This is a genomic window from Paenibacillus pectinilyticus (genome assembly GCF_001700435.1).
GTDB lineage: Bacteria > Bacillota > Bacilli > Paenibacillales > NBRC-103111 > Paenibacillus_E > Paenibacillus_E pectinilyticus.
Genome location: NZ_LYPC01000030.1, coordinates 181088 through 197450, shown reverse-complemented (window position 1 = coordinate 197450; position 16363 = coordinate 181088). Strand labels below are relative to the sequence as shown.

Here is a 16363-nt window from a genome sequence, read left to right as displayed (position 1 = left end):
GCTCACCAGAGGGGTAATATCAACTTGAAAATTGCATGATTTCTTCCCAACTCATATAAAGACGAATAACGTCCTCTTCGATTAGCTCGCTGCCTGTTTGAACCTCGATGAATTCCAAATCTGTAATTCCCCTAATACTATGACGAGAGCGTGTTGGAATTTGAATAACGTCCCCGGCCTTCACAGGAATGTGCTTCTCATTAAGGACAATCTCACCTTCACCAGCAATAAACGTCCATGTTTCACTTCGTTTGTGATGTAATTGATAACTCGAGTTCTTGCCGGCACCAATACAAATCCGCTTCGTCAGCACGTACTGATTGTCCGCAAGCTTACTATAGTCTAATACCTTGTACCAACCCCAGCGTCTTTCTTCGTACATGGGTCTTTGCTCAACATCTCGCATGATATCCTTAATTCTAGGACTAGAAGCCTTGTCTGAAACAAGAATACCGTCTGGACTTGTCACCACAACAATATTAGACAAACCAATGACCGTTACAGGAATATCCAACTCATTGACGACATGCGTATTAACAGAATCATCACTAATAATACCATTGCCCATGAGCTGCGAATCTACTTCTTCCGTGAGCGTATTCCATGTACCAAGGTCCTTCCAGTACCCATCATAGGGAGCCACCACAACATGGCTGGCCTTCTCTACAACTTCATAATCAAAGCTAATTTTCGCCAAATTATCGTACTGTTTGACAAGTTCTTCATATTGAATTGGAATTCCTTTCAAAATAAGCATATCAATCAAATAATTTAATTTAAAAGCAAAAACCCCACAATTCCAAAGCGCATTCTGCTCAATTAAGAGCTTCGCTTGGTCTTCGTGGGGTTTCTCCGTAAAGTGACTAACCTTATAGTAGGTTTCGTTGCATGTTTCTTCTTTGGGAACAATGTAACCATATTTCGCAGAAGGATAAGTTGGTTTCACACCAATGAGTCCGATATCCGCACCAGATGTAAGAACAACATCCTCTAACTCTTTCACCTTCTTAAAAAATTCATTCTCCACATAAGGATCCACCGGCAATACCGTGATTACCTCATCTAGACTAACACCTACAATGGAATACAAATACGTAGCTGCCAAAGCAATGGCCGGGAAGGTATCCCTCCGATCAGGCTCTACAATAATGGGCGCATCGGTGCCGAGCTGGCTATATATCATATCCAACTGCACTTTCCCAGTAGCCACATAGGTGGAGTCAGAAAGTTCGACGTTCCCAATCTGCCGCCATACACGCTGGACCATTGATTCCATCTGTCCTTCTTCATTCTTTAAGACTTTCAGGAACTGCTTGGAACGTGAATCATTGGATAATGGCCAAAGACGTTTGCCGGAGCCTCCGGATAGTAGGACGATTTTCATAGGCGTTACCTGCCTTTCCACATGCATTTTTTTCTTAAAATTCATGATTAAGATTAAGATTAATTGGATGCCAACGTTCGTTTTTTATCAATTTCATTTAAAAGCTCATTTGAAATGTCAGTAGATACTTTTCTAATAAATAAGTTCGATGAACCCATCACTTCATCTATATCTTGAATAGTATAGTACTTAGATAACGAAGCATGTATGAGATGTAAATTTGACCACTTATATGTTCCCCGTCCTTTATAAGGACCTTCACCACCATCTTGATTGTTATTTTTATAAGAAGTTTGAAAGAAAACAGTATGGAAGTACTTCTCATCAGGCGCAAATGAGTGCTGAAAATATTTATCTATTTGTGGATTACTTTGTATAACTCCAAGCATTTCTTTTGCACATTTCCCACTTATTGCCCACCACTGTGATCCAAAAAACACATCCATTTTGCCACTTTCTGTTAAAATAAATGGTTTTTTCACTCTAAAACAACTCACTAGTTTCCTAAATACTCTTGTAACTAGATGATTTATGATAATTTTATCCATTATAAAAATTCTTTCTACCTGATTGAGGTAGTGTCTACTATTGGATTTGGATATGTTAAACCCCCTAATAAATTCTATTCCTTTATTCTTTTCAAAAAAAGAATGAATACCTTCATTAGAAACCAGAGGATAATCTGCACCCGATAAGAGAATATGCCGAATATATTCATACGAAGATTCCGTTGATATCTTTAACAATTTTTTAGTTGCTTCAATCATATTAAAGCCCCCCCAATATACAGGAACTCTATCCTTTATTAGGGTAATATTATTCCTTCCCTCTAATCGTTTTGCAAACTCATCTATTTTTGTTTTACTGTCGATATGTATAAAAAAGTCTGAGTTATGGTCTAGCGAATCTACCAGTCTTTCACAGTGATCTATATCGTTATGGACCAATAATAAATATGCGATCTTATTCATTTATTTGCTCCATTCAAAAAGTTCTACCTTCTTTGGCAGAACTAGGATGTCAAATACAATAACAATTTTTTGTATTTTGATAAAGCCATATCTTTTTTTAAATATTCTTCTAAATATTTCCTCCCATTTAATCCTTTGAGAATCAATTCAGAGCGATCTTTTTGAATAATATCTTCAAGTTGAAGAGTGATCCCATTATAATCCTCAGGTTCAAGCACGAACCCACACTCACTGTTTACTATTAACCTATGAGCTTCACTACCGCTCTCTAATACACCTAAGACAGGCTTGCCAGCTGCCATTACACCATATATTTTACTAGGAACAGAGACTCCTTTAATTCCTTTTTGATTCACAACCCAATGTATATCTGCAGCATTTAACGAATATTTAATAGAATCTTTTGGTTGAAACTCTAGGAAATGAGTATTTGTTAAACTGTTTTCATCTGAATAACGTATCATGTCTTTCTTAACAGCACCATCTCCAATAAAAACAAATGCAACATCACTATTGTCCTTAAAATGCTTTACTAACTTTATGATGTTTTCTAAATCATAATATAAGCCCAAATTCCCTGAATACATAATGATAAGTTTATTTAACAGACCATATTTCAATAAGAATTCTTTAACCCTAGGATGATCCTTATCTAAGGGAACAATATCTTGTTCATCTGTCCAATTATTAATTACAGAATTAGATGGTATTGAATTACTATTTTTTGCAAATCTGTGAGCAAGCGTTTCCTGCATATCCGTTCCAACAGTAATTACATGATCAGCAAACTTACAGCTTAAATTATCTATGAATCTTGCGATACCGAAAATAACCTTATTCTTCGTATATTTAACTGCTTCTGCCTGTTCAGGATTAAAGTCCTGAATATTATAGATATGTTTAGATCCCTTCAAAAATTTACCAATTGTACCTATTAAGCCACCTAGCACTGGTGGCGTGGAGATTGTATAAATGACATCTGTCTTTCTTTGTTTTAGTAGTGCGACTATTGCAAATAAAAAGTAGGCTGTAATATATTTCAGCCTACTCAACTTATTACTTTTATCCAATTTGGGTAATTTAATTCTCACTATCTCAATATTTTCAAGATCATCATATATAAATCTCTTGCCACTAGCGTCTGCTTCTGCTCCCTCTGGTATAGCAGCAACCACTGTGATTTCAAAGTCATTTTGCAAATATAAACATAATTCTGTCATTAACTGCCCCGTTGATGCAAAATCCGGATAAAAATAGTTAACAACGAATACTATTTTCTTTTTCTTCACCCAATTTTCTGCTCCTTTTTCTTATTATCAAGAACCTCTTTAAAAATTTTCATTAACTCAATAGCACTTTCGTTCCAATTAAACATTGAAGCTCTAAGGAATCCTTTTTCTCTCAAACTTGTCATTTTATCATTATTTGAAGAAAGTTCAATGATAAACCGACTCCATTGTGAAACGTCTCCGGTATCTAGTAAGATACCCGCATCACCCACAACTTCTGGGATTGAAGAGTTATTTGAAGCGATTACTGGACATCCCATATTCATAGACTCAATAACTGGTATTCCAAATCCCTCAAATAAAGAAGGAAACAAAAACAATTTTGCCCCATAATACATTGACTGAATATACTCATTTTCAACATAATCAATGAAAACAATATCTTTCTCAACTTTTTCCTCTCTTGCAATAGTTTTAAGCTTTTCTTTCAATTTATGTCTTGCACCAGTAATAATAAGCTGGTGTTGTTCAGATAGTTTATCCTTAGATAAAGCAAATGCTTTAATTGCTAATTCAGCATTTTTGTGTTCATAGTGACTTATAGCTAAAAAATAAGGATAATCAATACTGTATCTTCTTTCAAAACTATCATGATTTGATTTATCAAAAGACTCGAGAGTCATATTACATCCATTATAAACTACTTTAATCTTCCCTTCAAAACCAGGGACAAATGAGCATAAATCCAATTTTGTAAATTCTGATACCGTTGTAATTGCTGAACTATTTCTTATTGTTAACCTATATAAAATATTTTTGTAAATATCTTTGAAAAAGCCCTGTGAAAAATGCCTAAAGTTTAAGTCGTGTATAGTGACAACACTCTTAATTTTTAGCTTCCTAAATGGAAGTAAAAAACATGGACTGAAAAATATTTCTAATTCAAGATGCTTGATTTGCTTTTCAATGAAAAGATTTTCAGCAAATATCTTACTAATAATATTTTTCTTTGATTTCAAACAGATGCACTTTATATTATCAGCTTTAAAAGCAAACATTTCCTTATTTCTATCTGTCAAAAACAAATAATACATATTACTTTTATTTTGGATTAAGGACTGCACTATATTAAAGGCATAAGTATAATTTCCACCAATATTTTTGGTTGGATCGAATCTTAGAAGATTAATTCCGATGTTCAATTGAGTGTATCCTCCATTACTGTGACTTAAGTTAAGTTATAGAACTGCATGTTTGATTGCTAATGCTACAGAACGAGCATATGAAAATGGATGAATTTTTCTCCATAAACCAAAATTCAACTTCCAAACTGAGTTGATGTATTCTTTATTATTACAAACCCATGATAACGACTCCACTAGATTGCATTCATCCGTAGGATCTATAACAATACCATTCACTTTATCAACAATTATATCTCGTGTAGCTCCTGCAAATTTCGAGGCGATAACAAAGGTCCTTGTTGCTAATGCTTCATTAACGACAAGACCCCAAACTTCAATTAATGAAGGGAAAACGAGACAATCCGCTTTAATTAAATACGGAATCAACTCTTCCTTTTGTTTATATCCTTCGAAACTAATATGATTATCTAACCCATTCATAGCAACTTGTTCTTTATATTGATCTTCTTCAGGCCCAGAACCAACAATTTTTAAAACCCAATTTTTATTGGGAATTTTCGCAAGTGCATTGATCACCTCAGAAAGGCCTTTTCTTTTAATTAATTGACCTATAAACAACATTTGTATTATTTCGCTTGATGGTGATTCATTTTCCTTATTGTGAACTAAATATTTTTTATAATATGACTTAACATCCACCGTGTTATAGCCAGTGATAATTTTCCTCTTATCCACTCCATAGTGTATTAAACATTCTGTAGCAGCTGAACCATAAGTAACAAATGCGTTAGCTTTACTAAAAAATAGGCGACGCAAAAAATTCACCAAACTATTCTTCACTCTACTACTTTCTAACGTACTCCCCCACCAAACCATAAATTTCTTCCGAAATACTTTAGCATATAATAATGCTACCCAATATCCTACTGCATCATAACCTGAGGTTATGATAACATCAGGTTTGAATTTCAACAATCTCAAAAAAAGACCAGGATTAAGATGTAATCCCATATCTAAACTTTGTATATATGAATGCATCCCTGGTAAACAAAAATGCTTGTACTGTATCTCTTGATAATCAATTTCCCATTCCCTATTTTTTTCTCTTTCTTCCAGATACCAAACTGTTAAATCTATTTCTTCATCATTAATTTTATTTAACACAGGAATACGGTAAGGAGCAATTGTATTAGTTAATAGTAGTACTTTGATCATTGTTCTTTTCTCCTATATAAGATAGCATTTTAATCGAAGTTACGAATTACGGCTGACCTTCCAATAGAAAAATAATCAATCTCTGCCCTTTGAGCCTCTTCTAGCGTAAAACAATTCCTCCCATCGAAGAATACTGGATTTTTCATTAATCTACCGGCTACTCTTAGATCAATTTGTTTAATTTGATCCCATTCTGTCAATATAAATACACAATCCGCATCATACATTACTTCATTTATATTTGTATTAAACGTTACCCTCGGATTAAGTATTTTTTTGGCGTTTTCAATTGTAACTGGATCATATGCAATAACACTTGCACCTAACGATATTAGTTTATCTGTAATGACAACTGATGCTGCATCTCTCATGTCATCAGTATTGGGTTTAAAAGAAAGACCAAGGATAGCAATTTTCTTTTCACTTAGATCACCGAAATATGAAATAGCCTTCTCAATTAATGCTTGTTGTTGGCCTATATTCACTTTAATTACTGATCTTAATAACTCGAAATCATGTTCAACATTTCCAGCAATTTGTACTAATGCTTTGGTATCTTTAGGGAAACAAGATCCTCCATAACCAATTCCTGCCTTAAGAAAATGCTCACCGATCCTCTTATCTTTCCCCATACCTAAAGCTACATCTTCGACATTTGCTCCCACTTTCTCGCATATTTTAGCAATTTCATTGATAAAGCTTATTTTCGTAGCTAAAAATGCATTAGCAGCATATTTAATCATCTCAGCACTTCTCGTGTCTGTTAGAAAATATGGTATATTAAACTGTTTATGAAGTTCTTCAACAATGGCTAATGCTTTTGAACTATCCGAACCTAACACTATGCGATCTCCATTAAAAGTATCTTTAATAGCAGTACCTTCGCGCAAGAACTCCGGGTTAGATACCATATCGAAATCAGTATCATGTACTAGATTTTTCTTAATTAACTCACCTATATAGTGGTTAGTCCCCACTGGTACTGTGCTTTTAATAACGATTACCGCGTATTTTTTAATGTAAAGTGCAATATTAGCTGCAACAGACTCTACAAATTGTAGATCAGCAGTTCCATCTTGTTTACACGGTGTGCCAACAGCAATTAAAATTACTTCTGCATGTTCAATTCCATCCAAATAGTTATCTGTAAATTGTAGTTTTCCATTATGAATATTTTTATTCATTAATTCTTCTAAATTCGGTTCAAAAATTGGTGACTTCCCTTTCCTCAACTGAGCAATTTTATCTTGATTTACATCTATACATGTTACTTCATGTCCAATTTCAGCGTAGCAAACTCCACTCACCAAACCTACGTATCCCGTACCAATAACTGTTACTTTCATATTGTTCCACTGATCCTCCTCAAGTCCATCGAAGTTATATTATTGACTGTCTTTTTATTTAGTTACAGTTGTTTTCTCATTTTTCTAATAGCAAAAAATTACCCCGTTTGCGGTATATCATGTAAACATGAACTTATACTTAAGTTTCCAAATAAAAAGGAGCCTTTCGGCTCTCGTGCAAACAAACTAAAATCATGATGAACATTATAGGTGAGTCATAAATTGGTTCTGAGAATAATGCTGTAATGAACAAAGGTAATATTCCTAATATGTAGCTCTTTTTATCGCTGGCTATTACAATAGGTAAAGTATAAATAAGTAAAACAATTACCAAACCGATTATTCCAATCATATGAAGACTTGCTATTAAATTTATTCCTCCATTAGTTTCTATCGGAGAATTTCCAACTCCTATGCCAAAAACATGTTGAGTAAACATTCTCATACTGAATGACATCGCCCCAGTTCGGTCAGTTATCGATGTTGAATGAGTGACCATTTTATTAGATATCCCAATATATGGTGCGTACATAATCAAGTAGTATACGAATGGAAACACAATTATGGGAATAATATACCTCTTATTTAGTATCATTCTAACAGCTATCGTTCCCATGTATACTGCAATTCCAGCAGTTGACAAAGTACCAATAATTCCACCTAAGAGTAATATCGTGTTTCGTTTAAATCCTAGACCATACTTATTCAAGGACATTATTGCCCAAATCATGAATGCCTGAGATATCCCTGATTCTCTAAAGATCCCTAAAAACCTTTGAAATACGTGCCCCTGAACCGTCATTACACCATATATTGGAGTAAAAGGGAAATACACACTTCGATAATTAACATCATCTGTAATAAATGAGAATATTTTCAGTTTTTCAATTGGAGTTAATATGGATATCGTTAAAGTTACAATATAAGAAGCACATAAGAAAATCATCATTTGTATAAACAATCTAAATAATTTATACCTAATACCTTCATCACTAATCATAATTGCAAAAGAAATAATTGTTATTACACCGGTTATTGCTCCTTTTAAGATGTCTGAGGATGCAATTGGTGATGATGTTAAGGTCGCTTGTAGCATGATATACACCCAGTAAGTACACACCAATACTATTATTAGTAAGTAATTTTTACGGAACTGAAACACCCTTTTTAATGAGTTTTGAAGAAAGTAAATATACAAACAAAGCAAGCAACAAGATATGCCAAGTATCGTGAAATCGCCACCAAATGCCGCTGGACGCAGACACATTAAAGAAATAAATAGAAGATAAACTTTAATTCGTTCCATTTCATCCTCCTGAATTTATTCTATCGAGGATTATAACACGCAAGAAGTTTAGACCACGATATTTTTTATTATAAACCATTAAGAACTAAGAACTGCACAGGAAGTAAACAACTAAGCCAATGTTTTATATAACTAACTTACTAGAAAATTAATCATTATTATTTCCACGAAATTATAAACTCAAAATCCTTATTTACGAAAGAAGTCATAATATTTCGTTTCAAACACTTCACTATCTATCATTTTGCTATAATTATCTTGACTATCATAAATGTTCTTTCTTATCTCATGAATGTTTTTAATACTTTTAATTAACTTCTCCGCTAGGTCTTTAATATTTTCAGAGAGAAATACTGTACCAAGATTATATTTTTTTATTGTAAAACCAATTTCTCCATTATCAGGACCAATTATTATTTTTTTCCTTATTACTCCCTCAGTCAAAGGACCACTCTGTCCCGTGAAATATTTCCTATAAGGAAGTACTACCATATCTGAAATATTAAAATAACTCGATACCATCTCATCTGGAATAAATTCTAGATTGAGATATACTTTTTGTTCTAAACCATTTTCTTTAATTAACTGTTCTAAATAATCCCTTTTGAAATACTCTTCTTTACCAGCAATTATTAAGGTGAAATCTACCTCTTTAATTTTGTTCGCTGCTTTAATTAGAATATCTATCCCCTTATCGAATCGTAGACCTCCAAAACATAATATATAAGGCCTCTTCAACTCTTTAAGTTCATTAATTATTATTGAGTCATTATCAATATTGTTTTTAATTATTGGATGTAGGTTCGGATAGTTAATACAATTTATCTTATTATTGTTATACGTTTCTCCCAGTTGTTCCACAAATAAATTTCTTGTGTAATCTCCGTGTACTATTATTTTTGATAATACCTTTTGTTTTAATAAAAATCTCATTCCTATTATTTTTGATTTTCTATTTGGAAACCAATGTAAAGTAGCGGTAATTTGCACATGAAATAAATATATTAGTGGCCATACAAATAATAATGGAATTATCAAACCATCCAAATAAAACAAATGTATACGTCTATATTTTCTTTTTTTTGCGAAATACAATAACTTTATAAGCATTACAATTCTTTGCAGAATCTGAGGAACGTGCTTAATATTAACGTCTACTTGATATACATCTATTCTTTCTTTTTCAAGTTTATTAATAATATTTCCACTAATCTCAGGGGAAGCATAACAACACTTTATTTCATGTAATTTCCCAATTACTCCTTTCATAGCAGCAAAGTTATAATAAAAATGATGACCACCATTTGATGTATCAAAGAATAAGATTTTTCCCATTTATTTCTACCTTTCTAGGTTATAAGACTACTTGTATTAGTCGATACTTCAAATACCAACTGTTCATAATGAAAAACCACTTTTAAATTCGCTTCTTATTCTTAAAAATTTCAAATAAAAGCAATTTAATATATTTTCTAAATTCTTTCTCCGAAAAATACAGTAGAGCAATAAAACTAATTAAGTATATTATGCAAAAAATAAATAAACAGAAAAAATTATTTGGCGAAAAAGGTAAGAATATCTTAACTATAATCGTTGTTAATACTATAATAATAGTACTTTTCCAAGTGTTGAAGTTAGTTATTATTCTCAAATTCGTTTCTTTAGCAAGTGACTTTATCAAGAGCAGCAGTATTGTAATATTATAAACAAATAACGATATCGGAAAGGCATAGATACTAGAATAATCTTTAACTAAATACAAAACTACAATATACACTGGTAAGGAAATATACATTACTTTCACTGTTAAAGTGGTTTTACCTAAAGCATATGCTACTTTCAGAAGAACCTGAATTACACCACTGATTAATACTATAGGAGCAAAATAGTAAAATAGGGTGGAAACGATACGTGAATCTTGATTTGCAAACTTACCGTGTTCTAGCAGCAATTTTACGATCTCTTCATTAAATAAAATAATAAAAAGCTCCGCGCATAATAATCCAATAAATACTATTTTCAAACAAAAGGAAACCGTTTTAGTAAATGATTCAGAATTCCTATCAGATTCCGTGACTAGTTTAGGAAAAATAACTGTAAGTATTGAGTTAATAAACAAAATATTGGGCAAAGTTGTAATCTTTCCAGCGTAATTAAGGGCTGCAATCGTACCTTTACCAATTACAGAGGATAGACTTCTCTCAAAATAAACCTGTATGCTGCCTGAAATGTTAACAAGTACTACCCTTGGAATTTCCTTTAGTAGAAAAAATGAATGTTTTATTTCTGCAATTTGAAAATATTTCATAGTTGTTGGAAGCAAGAAAATTAATCTTCCAACATGTGCAATTAAATAACTCAAAGCTAAACCGTAGATACCAATTTTCGGAACTAAAATATAGGCAATTAGTATTAATATAAAATTGAATATTACTCCATTTAGTCCAGCCAATATAAACCTTCCATTTATATTAAGCGTAGCAACAATTACTCCAAGAAAGACAGATGCAAGCATTGCTATTAACATTAATCTTCCGACGCCAATTAATGAGCTTATATCATGACCTTCAAAGCCAGGAGCAAGTACTAAAGCTATATACGGGAAAAGAAAGTAGAGCAAAATGAACAAAATAAATACAATAATACTTAACAATAAAAGTACCGCTCCTGCATAGCTCTCCTGTTTTTCATGATTATGATACTGTTTCATATAAATATTACTCGCAGCAGAACCTACAATTGTGACAATTAATTCTGGTATGTAAGTACCTAAATAATAAATATCTGCACCTATTGATAATCCAAAATATCGTGCTATCTGAATCTCTCTAAAGAATCCTAAAATTGCTGAAATGACTCCAAATGCAACAAGAATACTAGCATTTACCCTTAAATTTTTCATTGACGTGGTCACATTATTTATCCTTATCTGAATTTAAAACTATATATACTCTATAAAATTGAGCATCAATTAATTCATCTTTTGTAACACAGGCAAAATCTTCAACAATAAAATAATATACATTTTCCTTTTTGCTGTTGGTAGTAACATCTTAAATTTATATAGATATTTTAATATTCTACTTTGAAAAAATTCATCCATCCTCATATCAAAGAAGCTACCTTTTTCAAAAAGTTGGGGATGCTTTTTATAGAATTTTTCTTTATCATTGTTTACATTCGTATTACTTCCATAAGTTAGTGTTAATTGTCCATAATGAACAGCATAAGAACTACCAACTAAATAAACGTTTAGTCCTTTCTCTTTTAGCTTTAACCACATTTCTATATCATTAAAATTTCCACTATATTCTCTTGTCATACCATCTAACTTCTTATAAACATCCTTTTTAAAAATATTCAGGTTAAAAGTCATTCCTGGTGATTCACAATCTCTTGAAAAATAACTAGATGAGAATTGCTGTGTGGGTAAATCTGATCTAGAAAGATATGGAATTAAACAACCAATATTCAAATCTCCGTTCTTCCAGATAAATCTATCTATTGCAGTAAAAGTCGTCGGTGTTACATAGATATCTGATGCCATGGTTGCAATCCAATCTTCTGTCAAATGCTCGACTCCATAATTATAGCCTTCAGCAAATGACATCATTCTGCCTGAATGTAAATATTTTATCTCTATTGATTCACAAAATGAACTCAAATCATTATCAGGTATTTCTGAACCATCTGACAACACAATTTCACGTACTTCAGGACAATTTTTCAACAAAGATAAAGCAAACATCGCAGAATATTTAACTGATATTGGATGTGAATCTTTACTGAAATAATTTACAACTACTCCAAACTTGATTGACATACGTCACCCCAAAATCTAAAATCAATTTCAAAAAAAACCTGCCAATTCGCAATTAATTGACAGGTAAGATACTTTTAATTTAAATGAAAGAGCTTTTCTTCTCTGCTAAAATCCGCTTCAAATCCGCATCCACCATCATATGAATCAATTCCTTAAACCCTACCTCAAGTTCCCAACCCAACTTCTCTTTCGCCTTCGTACAATCTCCCAATAGCAGATCAACTTCAGCTGGCCTTACAAAAGCCTGATCAATCACAACATAATCCTCATAATTCAAGCCTACATAGGAAAAGGCTACTTCCAGTAGTTCTTTTACTGTATGCATTTCTCCAGTTGAGATAACGAAATCATCTGGTTCTTCCTGCTGCAACATCAACCACATTGCTTTCACATAGTCGCCCGCGAAGCCCCAATCGCGAAGGGAATCAAGATTACCCATACGAAGCTCATTCTGTAAGCCTAATTTAATTCTAGCAACAGCATCGGTTACTTTACGTGTTACGAACTCTATGCCGCGGCGCGGAGATTCGTGGTTGAACAGGATACCTGAACAAGCAAACATATTAAAGCTTTCGCGATAGTTTACTGTAATCCAGTGACCATATAATTTTGCTACACCATAAGGGCTGCGAGGGTAGAATGGCGTCGTTTCTTTCTGCGGCGTTTCTACGACTTTCCCGAACATCTCACTACTAGACGCTTGATAGAACTTCGTATCTGGCTTCATGATTCGAACTGCTTCTAACATGTTGGTTACGCTTAGGGCTGTCATTTGTCCAGTAGCCAAAGGTTGTGGCCATGATGCAGCTACATAAGATTGTGCAGCTAAATTATAAACCTCATCCGGTTGCGACGTTCTTACTGCTTCTATTAAGGATGCCAAGTCGGTTAAATCACCTGACAGCCATTCAATTCGATCTTTAATATGTTGAACATTCTCATAATTCGGTGTGCTCGTACGTCGACGTAGACCGTAAACTTTATAGCCTTTGTCCAACAAAAACTCTGCCAAATAGGAACCATCTTGTCCTGTTACACCTGTAATTAATGCTGTTTTCAATGTAATTGCCTCCACTTGTATGCTGATCTATTTCGTAACAACAACATGATTATCGAGAAACCACTGATAAGCTGAACGAATCCCGTCTTCAAGTTGAATCTTTGCTTTCCAGCCTAGATTAGTTATTTTAGTCACATCGACTAACTTTCGCGGGGTACCGTCTGGCTTCGATGTATTGAATACTAAATCACCGTCATACCCAATGACGTTCTTAATCAATTCAGCAAGCGCTTTGATGGAAATATCCTCACCAACACCTACGTTTATAATGTCATTACTCTCATATTCATCCATTAGGAACAAGCAAGCATCAGCTAGATCATCCGCATGCAAAAATTCACGCAACGGCGTACCCGATCCCCATATCTCTACATGAGGCGTAAGATTAATTTTGGCTTCATAAATTTTACGCATTAGTGCGGGTAGTACGTGTGATTTCTCCAAATCAAAGTTATCGTTGGGTCCGTACAAATTGGTCGGCATAACCGAAATATAACGCGTTCCATATTGACGATTATAGGACTGACACATTTTAATGCCCGCGATCTTAGCTATCGCATAAGGTTCATTCGTTGCTTCAAGCTCACCTGTCAATAAATATTCTTCCTTAAGTGGCTGCGGAGCCAGCTTCGGATATATGCAAGTTGAACCTAGAAACAATAGCTTGGTCACACCGGTTTTGTAAGCTGCATCAATGACATTGGTTTGAATAAGTAAGTTATCACGGATGAAATCAGCCGGATACTCGTTATTAGCAACAATACCGCCGACTTTCGCCGCAGCCATGAACACGTAGTCAATCTTCTCTTGGGTAAAGAATGCTTCTACCTCATCGAACTTTCTGAGATCTAATTCTGAGCTCGTACGATACACTAAATTGGTATAGCCCTTCGCTTGCAATCCTCTCAATATGGCAGATCCCACTAATCCTCTATGTCCCGCGACGTATATTTTAGCTGTTAGTTCCATGGAACACCTCTATTTGTTTATGTTTTTAATAGGCGTCTTTTGATCCCAAAAGCACCTTGCTCGTTTTCAAAATAATTTTCAAATCCGTCATAATACTTCTGCTTTTGATATATTGTAAATCTAGCTCTACCATTTTCTCAAAGCTAACATTGTTCCTACCACTGATTTGCCACAGACCTGTGCAACCAGGAACTACGTGCAATCGCTGCTTATGGTAATCGCTATACTGTTCCACTTCCCTCACCAATGGTGGTCTTGGGCCCACTAGACTCATTTCACCTTTCAAAACATTCCATAACTGCGGAAGCTCATCCATGCTGGTTTTACGTATAAATTTACCCATTCTTGTAATTCGCGGATCTTCTTTCAGCTTAAACATGTGACCTTCAATCTCGTTCTTCTCTAGCAAATCTGCCAACAACTCTTCCGCATTTGAAACCATCGATCGGAATTTGAACATTTTGAACTGCTTCTCATCTTTACCAACACGCAGCTGATAGAAGAAGACCGCTCCCTTGCGATCCTCAAGCTTGATTAGTACGGCTAAGATAAGAAAGACAGGTAAGCAGAGGACGATGCCAACAAGTGCGCCTAAGAAATCCACTACTCTTTTGACAACGACATACGAGGTTTTTTCTTGGTACACTGCCTTTACTTTCCTACTGGCATAATACTTCTCTGCCTCTAATACCGGAGTCTCTGTGGAGATATTCGGCATCTGATTGCCTCCTAGCTATATGTTAAGTGTGATCGTTTTTCTCTCTCTACAACGTCTTGTAGGGCTTCAAGCAAAGGGTTTCTCAATTCATTATTTTTCAAAGCAAAATCCAGCGACGTTAAAATAAACCCTAATTTCTCGCCTACATCATAACGTTTTCCTTCAAATTGATAAGCAAATACGTCTTGAATTTTATTTAATCTAGCGATAGCATCTGTTAATTGAATTTCGCCTCCAGCACCCGCTTCTTGATGTTCAAGAAAATCAAAGATCTCCGGTGTTAGTATATAGCGTCCCATAATGGCTAAATTGGATGGGGCCGTGCCCAGCGCTGGCTTTTCTACAAAGCTGCGAACATTATATAGGTTGCCTTCATTACTAATCGGATCGACAATCCCATATCGTTTCGTCTCTTGATCGCTTACAGGTTGTACACCAATTACGGAAGACTGTGTTAATTCAAATTGATTCATTAATTGCTTTAGGCAAGGCGTTTCGGCACTGACAATATCGTCTCCAAGCAGCACAGCGAATGGCTCATTACCAATAAAACGTCGAGCACACCATACAGCATGACCCAAGCCTTTGGCTTCTTTTTGCCTAATGAAATGGATATCAACCTTCGCTGGTTTAAGAATCTCTTGAAGAAGCTCATGCTTTCCTTTTTCCATCAAACTGTACTCTAGCTCAAATGCACTATCGAAATGATCCTCAATAGCTCTTTTCCCTTTACCCGTAACGATGATAATGTCCTCGATACCAGATTCAATAGCTTCCTCAACGATATATTGGATGGTTGGTTTATCTACGATCGGAAGCATTTCTTTCGGCATGGCTTTGGTTGCAGGCAGAAACCTAGTACCTAGCCCAGCAGCAGGAATGATTGCTTTTCTAATTGTTTTGTCCATAGTTTCTCCTTTTGTAATATTTATACAACAATTTCCATTTTTTAAAATTTTCTTTTAAAAAAACCAGTCATATCTTCTTTGTCCAAAAATACATGACTCGTTTTTTCAATGAAAAATATAGGGCATTTAACCCCACCTCACATCACACCACCGATGATTTACATCTAAGGCGGCACGCGCCCACAGCATGATCGAGTATCTACAGTGATAAAGGTCTAGTAGACATTACCTTATGAAGAAATCCCATTTACGATCTAGCAATTAGACTAAGTTAAACCCATATGCCGAA

At 34.4% G+C, this 16363-nt stretch carries 14 protein-coding genes; all 14 read right to left on the bottom strand.

What is annotated here, in order from left to right:
- Positions 1 to 19 precede the first annotated feature (19 nt).
- Positions 20 to 1384, bottom strand: coding sequence for a sugar phosphate nucleotidyltransferase (locus A8709_RS32680; RefSeq protein WP_065859198.1), 1365 nt, complete (start codon positions 1382 to 1384; stop codon positions 20 to 22).
- Between the two features lie 59 nt (positions 1385 to 1443).
- The gene (locus A8709_RS32675) at positions 1444 to 2355 is read right to left on the bottom strand and encodes a beta-1,6-N-acetylglucosaminyltransferase (RefSeq protein WP_065859196.1); all 912 of its coding nucleotides are present in this window, start codon (positions 2353 to 2355) and stop codon (positions 1444 to 1446) included.
- A 41-nt stretch (positions 2356 to 2396) separates the two neighbouring features.
- A complete protein-coding gene (locus tag A8709_RS32670) occupies positions 2397 to 3644 on the bottom strand; it encodes a glycosyltransferase family 4 protein (RefSeq protein WP_065859194.1) in 1248 nt (415 codons plus the stop codon).
- Complete coding sequence (locus tag A8709_RS32665) at positions 3641 to 4786, bottom strand: glycosyltransferase family 4 protein (RefSeq protein ID WP_065859192.1); 1146 nt, start codon at positions 4784 to 4786, stop codon at positions 3641 to 3643. The genes A8709_RS32670 and A8709_RS32665 overlap by 4 nt, the downstream gene beginning before the upstream one ends.
- Positions 4787 to 4822: 36 nt before the next feature.
- Positions 4823 to 5944, bottom strand: coding sequence for a glycosyltransferase family 4 protein (locus A8709_RS32660; protein ID WP_065859190.1), 1122 nt, complete (start codon positions 5942 to 5944; stop codon positions 4823 to 4825).
- A gap of 29 nt (positions 5945 to 5973) precedes the next feature.
- Complete coding sequence (locus tag A8709_RS32655; RefSeq protein ID WP_065859188.1) at positions 5974 to 7290, bottom strand: UDP-glucose dehydrogenase family protein; 1317 nt, start codon at positions 7288 to 7290, stop codon at positions 5974 to 5976.
- 139 nt (positions 7291 to 7429) lie between these two features.
- Positions 7430 to 8596 (bottom strand): hypothetical protein, encoded by a 1167-nt coding sequence (locus A8709_RS32650; protein WP_065859186.1) that lies wholly within the window; start codon positions 8594 to 8596, stop codon positions 7430 to 7432.
- A gap of 189 nt (positions 8597 to 8785) precedes the next feature.
- Complete coding sequence (locus tag A8709_RS32645) at positions 8786 to 9931, bottom strand: glycosyltransferase family 4 protein (RefSeq protein ID WP_065859184.1); 1146 nt, start codon at positions 9929 to 9931, stop codon at positions 8786 to 8788.
- Positions 9932 to 10013: 82 nt separating this feature from the next.
- Positions 10014 to 11498, bottom strand: a complete 1485-nt coding sequence (murJ, locus tag A8709_RS32640) for a murein biosynthesis integral membrane protein MurJ (RefSeq protein ID WP_065859183.1) — start codon at positions 11496 to 11498, stop codon at positions 10014 to 10016.
- Positions 11499 to 11567: 69 nt separating this feature from the next.
- Positions 11568 to 12419 (bottom strand): glycosyltransferase family 2 protein, encoded by an 852-nt coding sequence (locus A8709_RS32635; protein ID WP_065859181.1) that lies wholly within the window; start codon positions 12417 to 12419, stop codon positions 11568 to 11570.
- Positions 12420 to 12498: 79 nt separating this feature from the next.
- Positions 12499 to 13479, bottom strand: coding sequence for a GDP-mannose 4,6-dehydratase (gene gmd / locus A8709_RS32630; protein ID WP_065859179.1), 981 nt, complete (start codon positions 13477 to 13479; stop codon positions 12499 to 12501).
- 27 nt (positions 13480 to 13506) lie between these two features.
- Complete coding sequence (fcl, locus tag A8709_RS32625; protein WP_065859177.1) at positions 13507 to 14448, bottom strand: GDP-L-fucose synthase; 942 nt, start codon at positions 14446 to 14448, stop codon at positions 13507 to 13509.
- A 25-nt stretch (positions 14449 to 14473) separates the two neighbouring features.
- Complete coding sequence (locus A8709_RS32620) at positions 14474 to 15166, bottom strand: sugar transferase (RefSeq protein ID WP_065859175.1); 693 nt, start codon at positions 15164 to 15166, stop codon at positions 14474 to 14476.
- Between the two features lie 11 nt (positions 15167 to 15177).
- Positions 15178 to 16074, bottom strand: coding sequence for a UTP--glucose-1-phosphate uridylyltransferase GalU (galU, locus tag A8709_RS32615; RefSeq protein ID WP_065859173.1), 897 nt, complete (start codon positions 16072 to 16074; stop codon positions 15178 to 15180).
- Between the last annotated feature and the right edge of the window lie 289 nt (positions 16075 to 16363).

Bases quoted from the DNA above. Each gene is read 5' to 3' on its own strand.
- A8709_RS32680 (WP_065859198.1), bottom strand. From the start codon at position 1,384: ATGAAAATCGTCCTACTATCCGGAGGCTCCGGCAAACGTCTTTGGCCA.
- A8709_RS32675 (WP_065859196.1), bottom strand. From the start codon at position 2,355: ATGAATAAGATCGCATATTTATTATTGGTCCATAACGATATAGATCAC.
- A8709_RS32660 (WP_065859190.1), bottom strand. From the start codon at position 5,944: ATGATCAAAGTACTACTATTAACTAATACAATTGCTCCTTACCGTATT.
- A8709_RS32655 (WP_065859188.1), bottom strand. From the start codon at position 7,290: ATGAAAGTAACAGTTATTGGTACGGGATACGTAGGTTTGGTGAGTGGA.
- A8709_RS32650 (WP_065859186.1), bottom strand. From the start codon at position 8,596: ATGGAACGAATTAAAGTTTATCTTCTATTTATTTCTTTAATGTGTCTG.
- A8709_RS32645 (WP_065859184.1), bottom strand. From the start codon at position 9,931: ATGGGAAAAATCTTATTCTTTGATACATCAAATGGTGGTCATCATTTT.
- murJ (WP_065859183.1), bottom strand. From the start codon at position 11,498: ATGAAAAATTTAAGGGTAAATGCTAGTATTCTTGTTGCATTTGGAGTC.
- A8709_RS32635 (WP_065859181.1), bottom strand. From the start codon at position 12,419: ATGTCAATCAAGTTTGGAGTAGTTGTAAATTATTTCAGTAAAGATTCA.
- fcl (WP_065859177.1), bottom strand. From the start codon at position 14,448: ATGGAACTAACAGCTAAAATATACGTCGCGGGACATAGAGGATTAGTG.
- A8709_RS32620 (WP_065859175.1), bottom strand. From the start codon at position 15,166: ATGCCGAATATCTCCACAGAGACTCCGGTATTAGAGGCAGAGAAGTAT.
- galU (WP_065859173.1), bottom strand. From the start codon at position 16,074: ATGGACAAAACAATTAGAAAAGCAATCATTCCTGCTGCTGGGCTAGGT.